Genomic DNA, 19,490 nt, shown 5'->3' with positions numbered 1-19,490 from the left:
AAAAATACAAGCGGAGGGAAGAAAGAGGGAGGCAACGTTGTAGTCCTTATCCCTCAAGATCTCGACTACCTGGACCCTCATCTTGCGGTTGCTGCGGGCACGTCCGAAGTACTGTTCAATGTTTTTGAAGGACTGCTGAAGCCTAACGAGAAAGGGGAGCTTCTCCCGGCCGTCGCCGAGTCTTATCAAGTATCGCCGGACGGTCTGACTTATACGTTCAAGCTTCGCAGCGGCGTCAAATTTCATAACGGCAATCCCGTTACTTCGCAGGATGTTAAATTTTCCTACGATCGTTTGGCCGGCACCGCTACCGGCAAGCCGCTAAATCCGGCATTCCAGGATGTGCAAGCGATCGAGGCGTCTGATGCAGGCACCGTCGTCATTACATTGAAAAAGAACAATTCTTCATTCTTGACGGCACTTACGGCAACCGTCATTCCTAAAGATTATCAAGACAGCAACAAGCTTCCAATCGGCACCGGGCCCTTTAAATTCAAAGAATACGTCCCGGGACAGCGTCTTGTCGTGGAGAAGTTTGCCGATTACTACGTGAAAGGCGTTCCCTCATTGGACAAAGTCGAGTTCCGGATCATCACGGATGCCACCGCTTCTCTGGCGGCTCTTAAATCAGGCGAAGCCGACATTTATCCGCGGATCGGAAACGACCCGATTTCAACCCTGGGGGATAGCTACACCAAGCTTAGCGCACCGCAAAACCTGGTCCAGCTGATGACCTTCAACATTTCGCGGAAACCGTTCAACGATATTAAAGTCCGTCAGGCAATCAATTACGCCATCGACAAGGATGAGATCATCAAAGGGGTGGCGCTCGGCAACGGAACGAAGCTCGGCTCCAATCTCAGCCCCGTCTTGTCCAAGTACTATCAGGCCGGTCTGGAAGACACCTATAAGACGAATCTCGACAAAGCCAAGAGTCTGCTTGCTGAAGCCGGCTACAAAGACGGCTTTGAAACGACGCTCTCGGTTCCGTCCAACTATCAATTTCATGTCGATACGGCCCAAGTGATCGTGCAGCAGCTGGCGAAAGTCGGTATTAAAGTGAAGATTGAACCGGTGGAATGGGCGGTATGGCTGGACCGGATTTACAAAAACCGCAATTACGATTTGAACATCATCGGACTGGACGGGAAGCTGGATCCTTACCAAATCTTGAATAAATATTTGTCCGATTCCGCGAATAACTTCTTTAACTACAAGAGCGACGAGTTCGATAAAACGCTGAAAGCGGCGGTGACGGAAGTCGACGACGCCAAACGAGTGGCGCTGTATAAACAAGTCCAAACGATTTTGTCGAATGACGCTGCCGCTGTTTATATCATGGATCCGAACCTCAATGTGGCATTGAACAAAAAGCTGGACGGATACAAGCAATATCCGCTTTACGTCCAGGATTTGTCGACGGTTTACTTTAAGGAGTAAGGACCTACGAATCAAGGAGGAGAACTTGCCTTGCCCTATCTAGTACGCAGAATCCTGACCCTCCTTTTGACCGTGTTATTCGTCGTACTTCTTACTTTTTCCGTATTTCGGATCATTCCAGGCAATCCGGCGCTGACGATTTTGGGTCCTGAAGCTTCCGACGAGCAAATTGCTTTGCTGGAAGCCAAGCTGGGGACGGACCGACCGCTGCCCGAACAGTTTGCAAGCTGGATGAGAGGTGTGGCCGGGCTCGATTTCGGCGATTCGCTTCGCTTCTCGGAGCCGGTGCTGCATCTGATCGGCAGCCGCTTTCCAGTCACCTTGTCGTTAGCGCTGCTTGCGCTGCTCCTTACGACGGTGACGGCTATCCCACTCGGGATCGCAGCCGCAAGGTCAAAGGGTAAAGCCGTGGATATCATCATTTCAATCGGTTCGCAGATCGGGCTCGCTATCCCGTCCTTCTGGATGGGCATCATCCTCATTCTCCTGTTCGCGCTCACGCTCAAATGGTTTTCGGTCAGCGCCTATGTGCCCTGGTCGGAAAACCCGCTGCTGGCATTTAAATCATTGCTGCTACCTTCCGTTGCCCTGGCGCTTCCGCAAATTGCGATCGTCGTACGCTACTTGCGTACGACGATGCTGGAGCAGCTTCATCTGGATTACGTTCGCACGGCCAGAAGCAAGGGATTGAAGGAATCCACGGTGTATTACAAGCACGTGCTGAAGAACGCACTGTTGCCCGTCGTGACGATTGTCGGCATCAATTTCGGAGAATTACTGGCGGGAAGCCTTGTGGTCGAACAAGTTTTCACATTGCCGGGGCTTGGCGGCCTGCTTATCACCGGTATTGGCAACCGCGATTATCCGCTAGTGCAGGGCATGGTCCTTATGATCGCATTTATCGTCATCACGACCAATTTTATCGTTGACTTGTCCTATCGCTGGCTGGATCCGAAAATCCGCTTAAAGTAGAGGTTTGCATATGAGGATGACAAAATTAAGCTTCAGTCTCGTTGTGGGAGCCGTCTGTATAGCGGTTCTCTTTCTCCTTATGCTGGTCAGTCTGATTTACGTGCCGTACGGGGTCAATGACATGAGCATCGCAGACCGGCTGCAAGCGCCCAGCGCCGCTCACCTGCTCGGAACCGACAATTTCGGCCGGGATATTCTAAGCCGCGTTATGGAAGGAACGCAAACGGCTTTTAAGGTGGGTACGGTATCCGTCGCGATCGGGCTTACGGGCGGCCTGCTCATCGGCACGATCGCCGGTTATGTGGGCAAATGGGCCGACGAACTGTTGATGCGGTTCATCGACGCGCTGCTGGCCTTTCCGGGTGTGCTGCTTGCGCTGCTGCTCGTGTCCCTCTTTAAGCCGAGCCTGTTCCAGACGATGATCGCGATCGGGATTTTGTCCGTTCCGGCTTTTTCAAGGGTCGTGCGCAGCGGATTTCTGCACATGAAGGAAGCCGAGTTCGTGAAGGCGGCAAGAGGTATCGGAGCAGGCCATGCCAACATTATTTTCAAACAAATATTACCTAACATCCTGTCTCCGGTTGTTACGACGGCGGCATTAAGCTTCTCCACCGCGATATTGGTAGAAGCCGCGCTCAGCTACCTGGGGCTTGGAGTCCAACCGCCGGACCCAAGCTGGGGCCGGATGTTGAACGAATCGCAAAGCTATATCGGCAAAGCGCCCTGGTATGCGCTCGCCCCAGGTCTATTCATTACCGTCACCGTACTCGGCTTTAACCTGCTCGGCGACGGCATCCGAGACCTGCGTGACAAACGACAATAGAAGGTGATGAGATGGTTTCTGCAAACTCCATGCATCGGGCAGAGTTTCTTCTCGACATACGCGATCTAGAGCTGCAATTAACAACGTCCTCCCGCGAAACGCTGTCCGTCCTTGGCGGAGTTTCGCTTTCGGTGGCTAAAGGGGAGACTGTAGGTATCGTCGGGGAATCCGGCAGCGGAAAAAGCGTTCTTTCGCTCTCCATTCTCGGACTGCAGCCGAAAGCGATGCAGATTAGCGGCGGCGAAATATGGTTTCAGTCGAAGCATCCGCTGCACCGTCTCGGCCAAGAGGAGCTTCGCCGCATACGGGGGAAAGAAATTTCCATGGTGTTTCAAGACCCGATGAGCTCGCTCAATACGGCCTTTACTATTGGCAGTCAAATTACGGAGTCATTGCGGCTTCATTTCGGATGCTCGCGTAAAGAAGCGAGGGAGCGCGCTCACGAGCTGCTCCGGGTTGTCGGACTGCCTCGTCCGGAATCGCTTCTGGATGAATACCCGCACCAGCTGTCCGGCGGCATGCGTCAGCGGGTCATGATCGCCATAGCGATTTCCGGCGAACCGCATCTGCTCATTGCCGATGAACCTACGACGGCGCTGGACGTCACGATTCAAGCGCAAATTTTGGACTTGATGCGGCAAATTCGCGAAGAGAAGGGCATGTCGATTTTGCTCATTTCTCACGATTTGGGTGTTATCGCGGATATGTGCGACCGGATTGCAGTCATGTATGCGGGACAAATCGTAGAGGAAGGCACAGCGGAAGCGGTGTTGGAAAATCCAAAGCATCCCTATACGATCGGATTGAAGCAATCCGTACCGACGCCGCAAAAGAAATATGAAAGGCTGTTTTCCATTCAAGGTACGGTTCCCGGTCTGCGGGAAAGAGGCCCGGGCTGCACATTTAACTCGCGGTGCGCACATGCGACGGATCGGTGTTTTGCGGAAACGCCGGCTTTGTACAGCATGAACGGTCAGCAATCCGTACGGTGCTTTTTGGTGCAGGAGGAAGGAGTTGCGGTTTATGGCGCCGGCTGAAGACATTGTACAGTTACAAAACATCAAGAAACATTATGCCGGCGGTTTCTGGGGAGGACAGCAGCAAACGCTGCGGGCCGTTGACGGCGTGTCCTTATCCATTCGGGCAGGTGAAACGTTAGGTCTGGTAGGTGAAAGCGGCTGCGGCAAGTCCACGGTCGGGCAATTGGCGTCGCTGCTGCTTCAGGCTACAGACGGCACGCTGGTGTATAACGGAAAAGACATCACCGGCCTGAGCGGCCCGAGGGCCCGGTCCATGCGCAGACACATGCAATATGTGTTTCAAGATCCTTATACCTCTTTGAATCCGAGACTCCGGATTGGAGAACTGCTCGAGGAGCCATTGAAAATAAACCGGCTTGGAGATAGCCGGGAACGGAAACGGCAGGTCGATGACATGCTGTTGCGAATCGGACTGGACCCCTCTTACGCCCGTCATTATACACATCAATTGAGCGGTGGACAGAGACAGCGGATCGGCATAGCCAGGTCGCTGATGCTGAAGCCGGAGTTTCTCGTATTGGATGAGCCGGTTTCCGCATTGGACGTATCCGTACAGTCGCAAATCCTGAACCTGCTGAAAGATTTGCAGCGGGAGCTGAACTTGACGTATTTGTTCATATCGCATGATCTGAATGTCGTACATTATATGAGCGACAGGGTAGCCGTCATGTATCTGGGCAAAATTGTGGAAATCGCGGAGGTCGAAGACTTGTACGCCAATCCGCTTCATCCTTATACCAAAGCGTTAGTATCGGCCATACCGTCCGAAAATCGCAGAGAAAAAAGGGAACGGATCATCCTGAAAGGGGATATGCCAAGCCCGCTCGATATCCCGAAAGGATGCGCGTTTCAAACCCGCTGCGTCCATGCGCATGAACGATGCAGTACGGAAGCTCCGGTGCTCACCGGTATTCGCGAAGGCCACTTCGTCAGCTGCCACCTATACACCTGACATAGAGGAGAACAAAAATGAGGATAGGCATATTGTCCGACCTTCATGTGGACAAAAACAATGACGACGAATTCGAAACTGTTCAAGAAGCGTTGTGTAGTGCCGCATCGGCAACGAATACGGACCTGCTCATTGTGGCTGGAGATATTTCAAACAATTACGTGCAAACATTAAACGTGTTAGAGGAAATCGAGGAACGGGCGGGCATTCCATGTTTGTTTGTGCCGGGAAATCATGACATTTGGAATGTGGAACACCCGGAGTTAAGCACCGCCTATATTTATGAAGAGCTTCAACGCCATGAGCGGAATTTGTCCAAAGGAGCGTATGCGATCAACGATGAATGGATCGTGCTCGGGGACACCGGCTGGTATGACTTTTCTTACGGCAGCGAGCGTTTCGAGCCGGAGCAGTTTCGTGCGATGACGTACGGGAATCGAACATGGAAGGACAAATTATACGTGAATTGGGGCAGTACACCCGAGCAGATAACCGACCATTTCTATGACAAGCTCCAAAAGCAGCTTGAAGCCTGCGGCGGCAAAAAGGTCATTCTCGTGACGCACGTGGTGAATCACGATCAATTTACAGTACCGATGCCGCACAAGGACTGGGACTATTTCAACGCATTTTTGGGAAGCGAGCGCTATCAAGCATTGATCCGGAGTTATAGCCGCTCTGTCAAATATGCCGTTTGCGGACATGTTCATTACCGAAAAAAGATATCCATCGGCTCCACGCAGTTCATTTGCAATTGTCTGGGCGATAAGAAGGAATGGCTGCATTCCAAGCGGGCGTATGAGGAAGTATCAAAGTCTTACGTTACTATCGACATTTAAACCTGTAGCATCGGCCAGCTTTATAAATGAGGCTGAAGTCGACCAGGCCAGGAAAAAAAGGCGAACGTTCCCCGTCCGAGCGGGTGGAGCGATCGCCTTTTTCCGTTGCTTTTAGAAGGGAATTATCCTATAAGAAAGCAAAAAGCGCCTTGACAGCAAAATAGAAAGATGTTAAGTTTTATACACCATAATTCCAATAGGAATTGAAGGTTCGACCAGACAGCTGGAGAACAACACGTTTTGATGTTGTGTTTCCTGCTGTCTTTTTTTGTGAAAAAAATGTGAGCTGCATGTCATCAAGAATACGGTATGGAAAGAGGAGAAAGCTATGCATTCAGAAGCCAGACAGATGCATCTAGGAGCCTTCTTATATTATGTCGGGCATCACCTCGCTGCCTGGAGACACCCGGGTGCGAAATCTAATGGAATCATGGACCTGAAATTTTATAAGGAATTGGCCCAAACGGCGGAACGGGGAAAGTTCGATATGATTTTTCTCGCCGATAATGTCGTAGTCCCCAACGATACGGCCGTATCTTATACCGCTTCCGTGAAGCCGGAGCCGATTACTTTATTATCCGCACTCTCCGCGGTGACGGAGTATATCGGTTTAGCGGCAACGGTAACAACAACCTATACAGAACCTTATCATATAGCCCGGATGTTCGCGTCTTTAGATCATCTGAGTGGCGGACGCGCAGCTTGGAATGTGGTCACATCGGCTTATTCTACAGAGGCCTACAATTTTAGCAAGGAGAAACACCCGGATCACGGATTGCGGTACCAGCGGGCCAAGGAATACATTGATGTCGTCAAGAGCTTATGGGACAGCTGGGAAGACGATGCCTTGGTCATCGATAAAGAATCTGGAATTTTTGCGGACTCCAGCAAAATTCACGCGATTGATTACGAAGGTGAATTCTTTTCGGTGCGCGGTCCCCTTAATGTTTCCCGTACGCCGCAAGGGAGACCCGTTATCATTCAGGCAGGCTCCTCCGGAGCGGGAAAAGAACTCGCCGCACAAACGGCGGAAGTTATTTTTACTGCGCAGCAAACACGCGAAGAAGCAGAGGCGTTTTATTCCAGCGTGAAAAAACAATTAATTCAATACGGCAGATCCGCAGATGAAGTGAAAATTATGCCGGGTGTCTTCCCTATTATCGGCTCCACGCTTAAAGAGGCGAAGGAGAAGGAAGCCTATCTTCAGGAACTCGTTCATCCGATGGCCGGCGTGGGTCTTTTATCAGACCTTATGGATCACGATTTGTCGGTATATCCGCTGGACGGGCCGCTGCCTGAATTTGCCGAAACAAACGGCGGTAAAAGCAGGTTCGATCTTTTAGTCAATTTGGCCAAAAAAGAAAACTTAACGATAAGGGAACTGAGCTTGCGCATAGCCGGAGCCCGCGGTCATCGGACCCTTGTGGGTACGCCCGAAATGATAGCGGATCAACTGGAAGAATGGTTCGTAAACGGAGCAGCCGACGGTTTCAATATCATGCCTCCGTATTTACCGGGGGGCTTGGATGAGTTTGTAAATACGGTCATTCCCGTCCTTCAACAAAGAGGATTGTTCAGAACGGAATACGCAGGACGAATGTTAAGGGATCACCTGGGACTTGCTAAACCGCAAAATAAATTTAGTAAAAGTGCAGTCCTATAAGAAGCGGAAAGGAATGCTTGCTTTGTCAGAAAAATCCCTCCGAGTTGAAAAGGTCAGTAAAACTTTCCAAACCGAAAAAGGTCCACTGTCCGTATTGAAAGATATTAACCTGGAAATCGGTCAGGAGCAATTTATAGCGATTATCGGACCGAGCGGCTGCGGAAAGAGCACACTTCTTAAAATTATAGCCGGTCTGGATAACGATTATGAGGGCGCCGTATATTTGGGAGAAGAAAAAGTGAACAGCGCCAGTATCGAGAAGGGGTTCATTTTTCAAGAGCACCGGCTTTTTCCGTGGCTGACGGTGGAGCAAAATATTGCTGCGAATTATTCCTTAAAATCGGCCGATATCCGCAGAAAAGTTGACGAACTGCTGGAATTGACACATCTCAAAGGATTTGAAAAATCGTATCCTAGAGCACTTTCCGGAGGGATGTCCCAGCGTGTTTCCATTGCTCGCGCTCTACTGAGAGAGCCTCAGGTGCTGCTGCTGGATGAGCCTTTCGGCGCGTTGGACGCTTTTACAAGAACCCATATGCAGGAAGCCATTCTGGAAATTTGGGAAAACAAAAAGACAACGATGGTTTTAGTGACTCATGATATCGATGAGGCGGTATTTGTGGCCAATAAAATTGTCATTATGGGAGCCAAACCGGGTGTCATCCGTGACGTCATCCCAAACCATCTTCCTTATCCTCGGAAAAAAGCAAGCGAAGCTTTTCAAAATTTCCGCCTGAAGGTATTGAAGGAATTCGAGAGATGGGAAAGCTTTGCTTTGGTCGAAGGAGCAGGAATTTAAATAACGGGGGAAAGAGAAATGAAACCAAACAAATGGATTGTACTCTTGCTATCTTTACTTGTCATGGCTTCTCTCGCAGGTTGCGGAACCAAAACGAGTAACACAGACGGACAAAACCTAACGGTTAATATTGGCTATATTAAAAATGTAGCTCCTTCCTATTTGGCAAAAGAAAAGGGGTTCGTCGAGAAGCAGTTTGCTGCAAAGGGGGCAAAAGTCAACTGGGTTGAGTTTCAGACAGGGCCCGAAGAATTCGAAGCTCTGTCCGCCAATCACATTGATTTTCTGGCATGCGGCAATACGCCGGTCATTGTGGCTCAAGCAGCAGGGATAGACTTTAAAATCATTTCCTTATATAGTAGCGGTTTGAAAAACAATGTGCTGCTTCTGCCTAAAGATAGCCCCATCAAAAGCATTCAGGAATTAAAAGACAAAAAAATAGCGGTTGCCAAAGGCAGCACCTCTTACAATCTGATTTACCGGGCCCTGGATCAAGCCGGGCTGCAGCCGTCCGATGTGAAATTAATTCAATTGGCCCCTTCCGAAGCGAAGCCTGCCTTCGAGAACGGTACGGTAGATGCATGGGGAATTTGGGAGCCGTTCATCAGTACGGAGCAAGCTACCGTCGGAGCGAAAATATTGGTATCGGGCGAAGATCTCAAGATGCCGAGTCCGAACTTTACCGTAGCCAGCACCAAATTTGCGAAAGAGCATCCGGAATTCGTAGAGCTGTATTTAAAAGCGCTGGACGAAGCCGTTGCCTGGCAGACCCAAAACCAAAACGAGGCCGTAGATCTGTATGCCCAAGTGCTCAAATTGGATAAAGCCATTGTGGCCAATATCGTGAAAAATACGGATTTCCGAAATGATCCGGTGTCGGATGATTATATCAAAGAACATCAAAAAACGGCGGACACTCTTTACGATCTTGGTGGAGTCAAAAACAAGGTCGAGGTCGCAAAAGTTATTGACAATACGTTTATTACGAGGGCAAAGCAGGAAACTAAAACAAATTAGTGGGTGGGAAAATGAAGCCATTTCTTTCAGTCTTGATGGCAGGAACAAAATCCAGACCCGAAAAGATCAATCCTGAATCGGGTTCCAGCGGGACAGTCAGAAATAAATCTCTAAGCGCAAGTATAATCAGAGGGCTCTCGTTGCCGGTTTTAGTAATTATCATTTGGCAATTAGCCGCTTATTTCGAAGTCGTCTCCAGTACGATTTTACCTTCTCCCATTCAGATTGCTAAAGCGTTTTGGGAATTGATTGTTTCCGGAGAATTGATCAGCCATTTGAATGTCAGTTTATATCGCGCTTTCTTGGGTTTTCTGCTTGGAGGCTCGCTCGGACTCCTATCCGGCATATTAGCGGGATTGTTTCGGAAGTTCGAAGAAACGATTGATCCGTCCGTGCAAATGTTAAGAACGATTCCGCATCTCGCCATAACCCCGCTTTTTATTCTTTGGTTTGGTATCGGAGAAACATCGAAGGTTCTGCTTATTGCGCTGGGAGCTTATTTCCCGCTATACATCAATACCTTTACCGGGATACGCGGGGTGGATTCAAAGTTGTTCGAAGTCACCAAAGTGCTGGAATTCAGTAAATGGAAGCTCGTTTCAAAACTGATTGTCCCTGCGGCCTTGCCTAATATTTTATTGGGTTTACGGCTATCGATCGGTGTTTCCTGGCTAGGCTTGGTCGTGGCGGAATTAATGGGATCCAGTGAAGGCGTAGGCTACATGATTAATGACGCCAGACAATTCTCCCAAACGGCCGTCGTCATCGTAGGCATCCTCATATTTGCGATTGTCGGTAAACTATCCGACTCGTTCGTTCGCTTTTTGGAGAAAAAATTGTTAAAGTGGCGGGATAGTTATTCCGGATAAACAGGTTGATGAAACGCATGAAATGAGCGAGGCGATTCGATGCGGAAGGAAAAAACGCGGATGTTGTAGAAGAAATGCATATTTGACGTGTATTAGCAGATATGGACAGACAACGAGGGACGGCGGGGTAACCTGCCGTTTCTTACTACCTTGATGATGTAGCCAAAGTACAATATACGGTCGGCAAAATCTTTGAAAATCCCTAACGGAAGAAGCGGAGCCTCCCCATTACTCTGCCGTACTATTTACGACACCTCGGAGTTTCTTCATGAGTTTAACCAATCACCGTGACCGGCACCTCTCTTTCAGAGGTGCTTTTCCTTTATTCGGACTGTCATAAGCATCCTTCGGGATTCGTATAATTAAACAATTGGAGGTAAACGGTTAGTACTAAAATTTGACAGGCGAGAAGGGAGCGGAAATCTTTGGGAACGATAGGCAGAAGCATTCCAAAAAAAGAGTCGTTCGACAAGGTGATGGGTACGGCTCTATATACCGGGGATCATCTCGATAACCGAATGCTGTACGCGCGCATGGCGATAAGTCCCTTTGCACATGCCCTAATTTTGGGCATAGACACGAGCGCGGCTTGGCAGGTTCAAGGGATTCGTGCTATTTTGACCGGGGAATGCAGCGAAGTACTGACCGGAGAAGAGATTCGAGACCGTCCGATAATAGCGAAAGATCGGGTTCGTTTTTTCGGAGAAACCGTTGCTGTCGTAGTAGCCGATACCGAAGTGCAGGCGAAGCGTGCCGCGGATTTAATCCGGGTACGGTACGAGCCGCTGCCGGTTGTCAACTCTCCCATGGAAGCTCTGCGGAAGGACGCTCCGCTCGTTCACGAAAGGCTGGGTGAGTATACAAAGGCAGAGGGGGTGGTCTCCATTCCCGGCACCAATATCGCCAGCCTCATTAAAATCCGCAAAGGAGACATGAACAAGGGGTGGAGGGAAAGCGAAGTCATCCTCGAGAACACCATTTCGTTTATGCCCTCGGATCATGCAGCGATGGAAACACGAAGTGCCATTGCTGAGATCAGGCCGGACGGCTACATTCACATCGAGTCGTCAACGCAGGCCCCTTTTGCCGTCAAAAAATTTATGGGCCTATATTTCGGCTTCGATCCCGGCTGGATCGTGGTCAAAACACCGCTGGTCGGAGGCGCTTACGGCGGTAAAGCGGCGATTCAGTTGGAGCTTGTTGCCTATTTGGCTTCCCGGGCGGTCGGAGGCCGAAAAGTCAAAATTATCAATACCCGAGAGGAAGACATGGTTACCTCCCCGGTTCATATAGGGCTTGATGCCACCGTCCGGCTGGGCAGCAATCTGGCAGGGAAAATTACCGCGGCGGAAATTGTCTACCGGTTCGATGGTGGCGCCTACGACGACAAATCCAGTGACGTTGCAAGAGCGGCTGCGCAGGACTGCTCGGGGCCTTATGCGATCGAACATCTCTATTGTGACTGTCTGACTATCTATACCAATCATCCATATGCTTCGGCCTTTCGAGGTTACGGACATGCTGAGCTTACTTTCGCGATGGAAAGAGCGCTGGACGCGCTGGCCGACAAACTCCAAATGGATCCGTGGGAGCTTCGCATGCGGAATATAGCCGTGCCGGGCGATTCTGCTCCGACGCGGGATGTACTTACGTCCAGCAATCTGGGGGATCTTACGACTTGTATGCACCGGCTTCGCACGCTAGCAGGCTGGGATGATTGGAAGGTGATGCAGGTGAACGCGAATACAATCCGGGCCAAGGGCATCAGTTGCTTTTGGAAAAACTCATCGATGGATCCCAATGCAAGCTCGGGCGCTATTATCTCTTTCAATTCCGACGGCAGCTTGAATCTGGAGACCGGGGTCGTGGAGATCGGAACTGGCACGAAAACGGTGCTGGCCCAGATGCTCGCGGAGCGGATGAAAATGAATCCGGAGAGGATTCACGTCAAGTTCGAGGTGAATACGGAAATAACACCGGAGCATTGGAAGACGGTTGCGAGCCGCGGAACTTTCCTGGCCGGCCGTGCGGTTCTTAAGGCGGCGGACGACGCGATCCGTCAACTGCTCGAGATCGCGGCTTGTGTGCTGCGGGCCGATCCGGATGACCTTGAGCTCGGATGGGGTAAAGTGATGGCCAAGGCTGATCCCTCCATCCAAATCGAGGTCAAAGACATCTGTTACGGTTACACGTATCCGAATGGAAATTCCATTGGCGGCCAAATTATAGGGCGAGGTCACTACATCCAACGGCGGATGAACAACCTTGACCCACAAACCGGGGAGGGAACGCCCGGACCAGAATGGAACGTTGGGGCCCAAGCGGTGGAGATCGAGCTCGACACGAGGGATTATTCATACAAGCTGCTGAAGGCGATTTCCGTCAATGACGCCGGCAAAGTGTTGAATCCAAAAGCGGCTTTAGGCCAGATCATGGGTGCGATTTCCATGGGGCTCAGCTTTGCGAACCGTGAAACGTTTGTATTCAGTGATCAGGGAACCGTCGATAATCCTACGCTCCGTGATTACAATCTGATCCGTTACGGCGAAAACCCCGAATATATCGTGGAGTTCATCGAGAATCCGTGTCTGGATGGACCGTTCGGTGCCCGAGGGCTCGGTGAGCACGGACTCATCGGGATGCCAGCCGCGCTCGCTAGTGCGCTTTCCCGGGCCGCCGGGGTCCAGCTAAATCGGTTGCCCCTTTTCCCGGAACGGATTTGGAGAACAAAAATGGGGGAGCCGCATGATACCTTATAATTTCGAATATTATCGGCCTGCCACTCTCCACGAAGCCGTCAGTCTTTTTCAGCAGTTGGATGCTCATGATAAGAGCCCCCTATATTATTCCGGCGGAACTGAAATCATCACACTGGGAAGAATCAACCAGGTTTACACAGGGGCAGTTATTGATCTGAAGCAAATCCCGGAATGCCGCATGCTTGCGGTCCTTGAGCAAAAGATGGTTCTCGGATCTGCTTTGACTCTATCCGAGCTTCACGATTCCCGAGTGTTTCCTCTACTTGGGGAAACGGGGGCCGGCGTTGCCGACCGAACCTCAAGAAACAAAATTACATTTGGCGGGAATATTTGCGGACGATTCATTTACAAGGAAGCGGTGCTGCCTCTGCTGTTGACGGACAGTGAAGTGAGGATCGCTGGTCCCACCGGATTTAGGCAAGTACCAATCGGTCAAGTGTTTGACCGTACCCTGAAGCTGAGTAGGGGAGAGTTTCTCGTTCAAGCGCTCACCGAAGTCAGCTATATAGGTATGCCTTATGTGACGGTGAAAAAGCGCAAAGTGGCTTCTATTGATTATCCGCTGGTGACTGTCACCGCTCTCCGGTCAGATTCGGGGATTCGTGTTGCTTTTAGTGGCGTCTGTTCCTTCCCATTCCGGTCCGCTGCCGTCGAAGAAATATTAAACCGGCGCGAGATTCCTTTGGAGGACCGAATCAATCAGGCGGCGGATCAATTGCCCGCGCCGATCCTCAGTGATATAAAAGGCTCGGCGGCTTACCGCAAGCTAGTTTTGAAAAATACGCTGCACGATACAATAAGGACATTGGGAGGGGGATGACATGTCAAGTAATGACTTTTATGCGGTAATGCTTAACCTGAATGTGAACGGGGAGCTGCGGACCGCAACCGTCCGACCGGCGGATCTTCTTTTGGACGTTCTGCGGGAATCGTTCGGTCTGACCGGTGCAAAGCCTGGCTGCCGGAATGGGGATTGCGGTACTTGTACGGTGCTCCTAGACGGTTCGCCGATGAAATCGTGTCTGATGCTTGCGGTGGAAACGGCGGGAAAAAAGGTTACGACTGTTGAAGGTCTAAAAGACACTGCCGTCCAAAGAGCCTTTGTCGAAAAATTTGCTTTTCAGTGTGGATACTGCACCCCAGGATTTATCATGAATATTTATGCGCTGACCCAAACTTATCCCGAAGCCGACGAGGAAACGATCAAAGATTGGCTGCAATCTAACATTTGCCGTTGCACAGGTTATGAGGAAATTCGGGAGGCCGTCCAATCCGTCTTGAACCGGAGACTTTTGTCGATGGACCAGAACCATCTGTAGAATAGAGTGCCGACTCAGCGGTGAAATGCTTTCTCTCCTCGGACCGAGCGGCTGCGGGAAAACGACGACTCTTCGTATGATCGCCGGCCTGCAAGTTCCTTCATCCGGATCGATCTTGTTGGACAATCGGGATTTGACGTTTGTGCCGCCTCATCAACGATATGTCGGTCTTGTGTTTCAAAATTATGCCTTGTTCCCTCATTTGAACGTTTATGATAATGTCGCGTTCGGATTGCGCCGTCACGGCGTGCCGAAAACCGAAATAAAGGAATCGGGTACATAGCGCCCTGGAATCGGTTCAGCTGAGCGGCTATATGGACCGATTTCCCGCGCAATTATCCGGAGGGCAGCAGCAGCGCGTCGCTTTGGCCAGAACGCTCGTCCTGAAGCCGCCGCTCGTGCTGTTCGATGAGCCGCTTAGCAATCTGGACGCCAAGCTGCGGCAAGCTCTAGGCATAGAAATCCGCTCGTTACAGAAGGAGTACGGATTTACCGGCATTTTCGTAACGCACGATCAGGAAGAAGCCATGGTCTTGTCGGATCGTATCGCCGTCATGAACCAAGGACGGATTGTACAAATCGGAACGCCGCAGCAAATTTATACGCAGCCGGCCGATCCGTTTGTGGCTAATTTCGTGGGCGAATCCAATCTGGTGCAAGTATCCGGGGCGGAGGAGGAGCACGGGCGATGGCGGATGAAATTGGCGGGGGACCAGACCATTGCGGCGGAGAGGACTGCCGGACAGCAGACGCCGACCTACGCAATGGTTCGTCCGGAAGCCGTCGAAGTGCTGCCCGGGGGAGTGGAAGCCCGGCCTGCGGGTGCTCGGATGGTTACAATTCGTTGTCCGGCACGGTTTCGTTCATCCATTATACCGGCGCTTCCTACTTGATCGGCGTTGTCATTGAAAAGCTGGACAAGCATTTTACGGCCAGGATGCAGTACGCAACGAAAGAGACCGGCCTGCGGGTTGGCGGGCAGGCGATCGTACGCTGGCCGGTAGAGGCGACTCTGTTATTTTAAATATACGATCCTTGAGTGGCTGCCGCTGGGCAGCCTTTTTGCATTCCTGCGTTTCGGATACCGGGAACCCCATGAATGACTTCCTGTCTCAATGACTGAAAAACACAATTTGAATAAAAAACAACACGGCGAACGCATAAAAAATCGGATGAACGTCTTTCCTTTTACCACGAACAAGCTTTAAGATCGGATAGACGATGAACCCGATGCCGATTCCCGTAGCAATGCTGTAGGTTAGCGGCATCAGTACAACAATAAGAAAAGCAGGGAAGGCTTCCTCCAGATCGTGCCAATCAATTTTCCGCAAGACATTCATCATGAGAAAACCGACAATAATTAATGCCGGAGCTGTTATCGCAGGAATATTGGCAAGCACGGCAACCGTCGGCGAGAAGAATAGCGTAAGCGCAAGCAGCACGCTGACGGTTACAGCGGTGAGACCCGTTCGCCCGCCTACGGCAACTCCGGAGCTGGACTCAATATAAGCGGATGTCGGACTTGTTCCGAGGAGAGCGCCGGCGGTTGTGCCTATGGCGTCTGCAACGAGCGCCCCCCGTGAACGCGGGAATTTATTATCCTTCAGCAGTCCGGCTTGCTCCGCAACCCCCAGCATCGTTCCCGTCGTATCGAACAGCGTAATCAGCAAAAAGGTAAACACAACCGCATATAGACCGTTTGTAAACACCCCGGCGATATCTAACTGGAAGGCCGTTGCCGCAAGTCCGGTCGGCCAGGATACCCAAGCATCCGGAAAATGAAGCAGCCCCAGGAACCAAGCCAGAATTGCGGTGATCAGCATGCCCACAAAAAGAAATCCTTTAACCTGATAAGCCATGAGGATAAGGGAAACAGCCAGTCCGATAATCGTTAACATCGTCATGGGTTCCTTCAAATTCCCAAGGGTGATTAAGGTGGCCGGAGAATCGACAATAATTTTAGCGTTTTGCAGCCCGATAAACGTGATAAATAAGCCGATGCCCGCCGTAATGGCATGTTTCAGGCTTGAAGGAATCGCATCCAGCAGCATATAGCGGAACGAGGTCAGCGATAACAGCACAAACAAGATCCCCGCCACAAATACGGCGCCAAGCGCAACTTGCCATGAAACGCCGCCGCCCCCCACAACACTAAAGGCAAAGTAAGCGTTCAACCCCATGCCTGGCGCTATCACGATCGGGTAGTTGGCAAATACCCCGATAATCAGCGTTGCGACAATGCTCGCGAGCACTGTCGCAATGAACACACCATGGAAATCCATCCCCGCCTTGCTCAGAATGCCGGGATTCACAATAACGATGTATACCATCGTTAAAAATGTAGTGACACCGGCCATCAGCTCGGTCGAAATCGATGTGCCTCGTTCTTCCAACTTAAACAAGCTCTTCATTCATCTCGCCTCCAATTTAAATAGGACAGGGTTGCTCCAGCCTCATCACAGACAATCGAGCATTGCCTTATCCATTCTCTCCTTACTTGGGATCGCTTAGTAATGTGGAAAAAATAAAATCCTGACTGCGAATATAGGATAGCAGATACACGTATCCCATATTCGTAGTCAGGATTCTTTGGCTCCTTGTAGAAACCCTCAAACCATATTATTGAGGATATACGAACTTGTCTGTCATTTCATTCAATTGATCCTTCCATAGATTAAATGACGGATATACCCGGTGTCAATGTTTTTCTCATATTTTTTCGTAAATTTCCGAACACTTTACAACAATTAGACTAATACGTTCGGTTTTTACGATGTTTGTTGAAATGAAAGAAACCCATGCCTTAACAAGGCACAGGTTTCTCGATTCGGCTTTCGTTCTAGAACGGGAAATCCCGATATTCCCGCTGGACCGATACCCACTTCCGGGTTGTAAATTCCTCAAAGATCCATTCTCCGTTAAATCGGCCGAGGCCGGACGCTTTTTCACCGCCGAAAGGAGCGTTAGGATCGTCATTGATGGTCTGATCATTCACGTGGGCCATGCCGCTTTCAATGTGACGGGCAAACTCGATGCCTCGTTCCAAATCGCTGGTGAAAACGGAGGCCGATAGTCCGTACGGCGTATCATTCGCTAGGGCGAGCGCTTCTTCTTCGGTATCAAACGGAATAATCGTGGCTACGGGGCCGAAAATTTCGGTTTGAGCCAGGGTACTGTCATTTTTCGCATCAGCGAATACAAACGGCGTCAGCACATTCCCAATTCGTTGTCCTTCCAGCACCAAACGCGCTTCTGTTTTCCCTGCTTCAATGACGTTCAGCACCTTTTGCATCTGTTTTTCATTAATAATCGGCCCGATAAAGACGTTGGGATCGACGCTAGGATCGCCGTACGGAATTTTTTGCGCCCTTTCTACAAAGCTGCTGACGAATTGATCGTAAAGGGAGCGATGCACGAAGATCCGATTCGTAATCATACAAATTTGCCCTTGGTGAAAAAACTTGCCGAAGAGCGCTGCGCTTAACGCTTTCTCCAAGTCGGCGTCTTCCAGCACCACGAAGGGGCTGTTGCCGCCAAGCTCGAGTGACACGCGTTTTAAGTTTCGGCTTGCCACTTCTCCGACGTGGCGGCCGACTGCAGTCGAACCGGTGAAGGATATGACTTTCGGAACAGGGTGCGCGATAAAGTAATCGCCAATATCGGCAATATCCACGGTGAGGACATTCAGCACGCCTTTAGGGAGACCGGCTTCTTCAAAAATTTCGGCAATGACGAGACCGCCGGAAACGGCAGTTTGAATATCGGGCTTCAATACGACGGCATTTCCCGTCGCGATAGCCGGAGCTACGCTGCGCATGGACAGCACGAGCGGAAAATTAAACGGTGAAATGACGCCAATGACGCCAACCGGAACGTGGTAGATCAAATTTTCCTTACCCGGAATGACGGACGGATTGACTCGCGGATTCGTCATCAGTTCGGGATACTGCGCTGCGGCCCGAATGATGCCTGCGCTGTTTTTAATTTCAATTTGGGCTTTGGCCATAGAACTTCCTGTTTCCTTGATCATGATGGCCGCTACTTCATCTTTTCTTTGTTCAAGCAGTTCCGCAGCACGCATCAGCACTTGTTTTTTCGCCTCAACCGAGGTTTCTTTCCATGCCTTCTGCGCTTCTTTGGCCGCGGAGTAAGCTTCGTCCACATCCGTTTCATTTCCAAGAATGAAGGTGGCGACGACTTCATTGTTGTATGGATTCAGATCCTGATACGTTTTACCGCTCGACCCGTCCTTCCAAACCCCCGCGATAAACTGTTTGCCGTATGATTTCGAAATAGCCAGACTCATAGACTTGTCCTCCTTCATAAGGTTTGAGCGTTTTTCGTTCCAGTTATTCGTTCAATATGTATGCAGCGATATGTCTTTTATGAATCGACATTCATTTATTGCCAGCGATAAGTTCATTCGTTGAAGACGCCTGACAAGGGGAATGGCAGAAGAAGGCAGGATAATACTCAAATATGTAATCGCTTACAAAACTGATTTGCATATGATCGGGTAAACGGTTCTTTGATCCACTTATCCTCGTCTCATCCTCCTTATTGAAATTTTGGTATTTGACTCCCGATTCAAACTATTCGACATGGTGTTAATGAAACAACTTGATAGGACTATGTTACCATGGGAGTATATTCCAATTCAATACCAATATTCCAACTGCTGTCCACATCCGTAACGTATAAAATCATTCGCCGCTGTTCCCGTCTCGCGGATCGGTTACGCCCCGCTCCTTACAGGCTCAAGCTCCTCGATATTCGCCTCAACCGATGGAGCACATTCGCTTTTCCGAAAATGAAGGATCGCCACTTCGTTACTGCTGTTTGTGCAAAATTGTTTTCGATCTCCTGTTTCAAGGACCGGACCTGCGGGTTATATAGAATGAAGGGGAGGTATGCTATGCCTGCAAGTTATGATCAGGCCATTATGATTTAAGGATGTCGTTTTCTCAAGTAAAACAAGTGCCATCTTAAATAAATCAT

General features: G+C 50.2%; 18 protein-coding genes and 1 riboswitch. Of the genes, 16 read left to right on the top strand and 2 right to left on the bottom strand.

All coding sequences use genetic code 11. The features are described 5' to 3' along the window. The 16 genes from PVA01S_RS07080 to PVA01S_RS26520 all read left to right on the top strand — a co-directional run. Positions 1-1,440, top strand: a 1,440-nt coding sequence (locus PVA01S_RS07080; protein ID WP_127606307.1) for an ABC transporter substrate-binding protein, incomplete at its 5' end; no start/stop codon positions are given. Positions 1,441-1,470: 30 nt separating this feature from the next. Then, positions 1,471-2,412 carry an ABC transporter permease gene (locus PVA01S_RS07075; protein ID WP_127606305.1) on the top strand — a complete coding sequence of 314 codons (942 nt, stop codon included), beginning with the start codon at positions 1,471-1,473 and terminating at the stop codon, positions 2,410-2,412. Positions 2,413-2,422: 10 nt separating this feature from the next. Then, complete coding sequence (locus PVA01S_RS07070; RefSeq protein ID WP_127606303.1) at positions 2,423-3,235, top strand: ABC transporter permease; 813 nt, start codon at positions 2,423-2,425, stop codon at positions 3,233-3,235. A gap of 11 nt (positions 3,236-3,246) precedes the next feature. After that, positions 3,247-4,272 carry an ABC transporter ATP-binding protein gene (locus PVA01S_RS07065; RefSeq protein ID WP_230876130.1) on the top strand — a complete coding sequence of 342 codons (1,026 nt, stop codon included), beginning with the start codon at positions 3,247-3,249 and terminating at the stop codon, positions 4,270-4,272. Then, positions 4,259-5,227 (top strand): ABC transporter ATP-binding protein, encoded by a 969-nt coding sequence (locus PVA01S_RS07060; RefSeq protein ID WP_127606301.1) that lies wholly within the window; start codon positions 4,259-4,261, stop codon positions 5,225-5,227. The genes PVA01S_RS07065 and PVA01S_RS07060 overlap by 14 nt, the downstream gene beginning before the upstream one ends. Before the next feature lie 17 nt (positions 5,228-5,244). After that, positions 5,245-6,066, top strand: coding sequence for a metallophosphoesterase (locus PVA01S_RS07055; RefSeq protein WP_127606299.1), 822 nt, complete (start codon positions 5,245-5,247; stop codon positions 6,064-6,066). 328 nt (positions 6,067-6,394) lie between these two features. Then, complete coding sequence (locus PVA01S_RS07050; RefSeq protein ID WP_196426918.1) at positions 6,395-7,729, top strand: LLM class flavin-dependent oxidoreductase; 1,335 nt, start codon at positions 6,395-6,397, stop codon at positions 7,727-7,729. Positions 7,730-7,742: 13 nt separating this feature from the next. Next, positions 7,743-8,528 carry an ABC transporter ATP-binding protein gene (locus PVA01S_RS07045; RefSeq protein ID WP_127606347.1) on the top strand — a complete coding sequence of 262 codons (786 nt, stop codon included), beginning with the start codon at positions 7,743-7,745 and terminating at the stop codon, positions 8,526-8,528. Positions 8,529-8,546: 18 nt separating this feature from the next. Next, a complete protein-coding gene (locus PVA01S_RS07040) occupies positions 8,547-9,545 on the top strand; it encodes an aliphatic sulfonate ABC transporter substrate-binding protein (protein ID WP_127606297.1) in 999 nt (332 codons plus the stop codon). 35 nt (positions 9,546-9,580) lie between these two features. Then, positions 9,581-10,414, top strand: a complete 834-nt coding sequence (locus tag PVA01S_RS07035) for an ABC transporter permease (protein ID WP_127606345.1) — start codon at positions 9,581-9,583, stop codon at positions 10,412-10,414. 476 nt (positions 10,415-10,890) lie between these two features. Then, positions 10,891-13,173, top strand: coding sequence for a xanthine dehydrogenase family protein molybdopterin-binding subunit (locus PVA01S_RS07030; RefSeq protein WP_127606343.1), 2,283 nt, complete (start codon positions 10,891-10,893; stop codon positions 13,171-13,173). Beyond that, a complete protein-coding gene (locus PVA01S_RS07025; RefSeq protein ID WP_054796572.1) occupies positions 13,160-13,993 on the top strand; it encodes an FAD binding domain-containing protein in 834 nt (277 codons plus the stop codon). Before PVA01S_RS07030 ends, PVA01S_RS07025 begins: the two co-directional genes overlap by 14 nt. A gap of 1 nt (position 13,994) precedes the next feature. After that, positions 13,995-14,492 (top strand): (2Fe-2S)-binding protein, encoded by a 498-nt coding sequence (locus tag PVA01S_RS07020; RefSeq protein ID WP_230876129.1) that lies wholly within the window; start codon positions 13,995-13,997, stop codon positions 14,490-14,492. A 25-nt stretch (positions 14,493-14,517) separates the two neighbouring features. Beyond that, on the top strand, positions 14,518-14,775 hold the full coding sequence (locus PVA01S_RS27470) for an ATP-binding cassette domain-containing protein (protein WP_307720667.1): 258 nt from the start codon (positions 14,518-14,520) through the stop codon (positions 14,773-14,775). Between the two features lie 31 nt (positions 14,776-14,806). Next, complete coding sequence (locus PVA01S_RS07015; RefSeq protein WP_280531809.1) at positions 14,807-15,385, top strand: ABC transporter ATP-binding protein; 579 nt, start codon at positions 14,807-14,809, stop codon at positions 15,383-15,385. After that, positions 15,337-15,516 carry a hypothetical protein gene (locus PVA01S_RS26520; RefSeq protein WP_164751759.1) on the top strand — a complete coding sequence of 60 codons (180 nt, stop codon included), beginning with the start codon at positions 15,337-15,339 and terminating at the stop codon, positions 15,514-15,516. Before PVA01S_RS07015 ends, PVA01S_RS26520 begins: the two co-directional genes overlap by 49 nt. Positions 15,517-15,604: 88 nt before the next feature. Here the strand turns inward: PVA01S_RS26520 and PVA01S_RS07005 are convergent, their stop codons facing one another. Both PVA01S_RS07005 and PVA01S_RS07000 read right to left on the bottom strand, forming a co-directional pair. Continuing rightward, complete coding sequence (locus PVA01S_RS07005) at positions 15,605-16,903, bottom strand: NCS2 family permease (protein WP_127606293.1); 1,299 nt, start codon at positions 16,901-16,903, stop codon at positions 15,605-15,607. 145 nt (positions 16,904-17,048) lie between these two features. Next, positions 17,049-17,148, bottom strand: a riboswitch (purine riboswitch). Positions 17,149-17,331: 183 nt separating this feature from the next. Further along, the gene (locus PVA01S_RS07000; RefSeq protein WP_127606291.1) at positions 17,332-18,798 is read right to left on the bottom strand and encodes an aldehyde dehydrogenase family protein; all 1,467 of its coding nucleotides are present in this window, start codon (positions 18,796-18,798) and stop codon (positions 17,332-17,334) included. Positions 18,799-19,490 lie beyond the last annotated feature (692 nt).

Origin of the sequence: Paenibacillus validus NBRC 15382, from assembly GCF_004000985.1 — a bacterium.
Lineage (GTDB): Bacteria > Bacillota > Bacilli > Paenibacillales > NBRC-103111 > Paenibacillus_G > Paenibacillus_G validus.
This window is presented reverse-complemented; position numbering and strand designations above follow the sequence as displayed.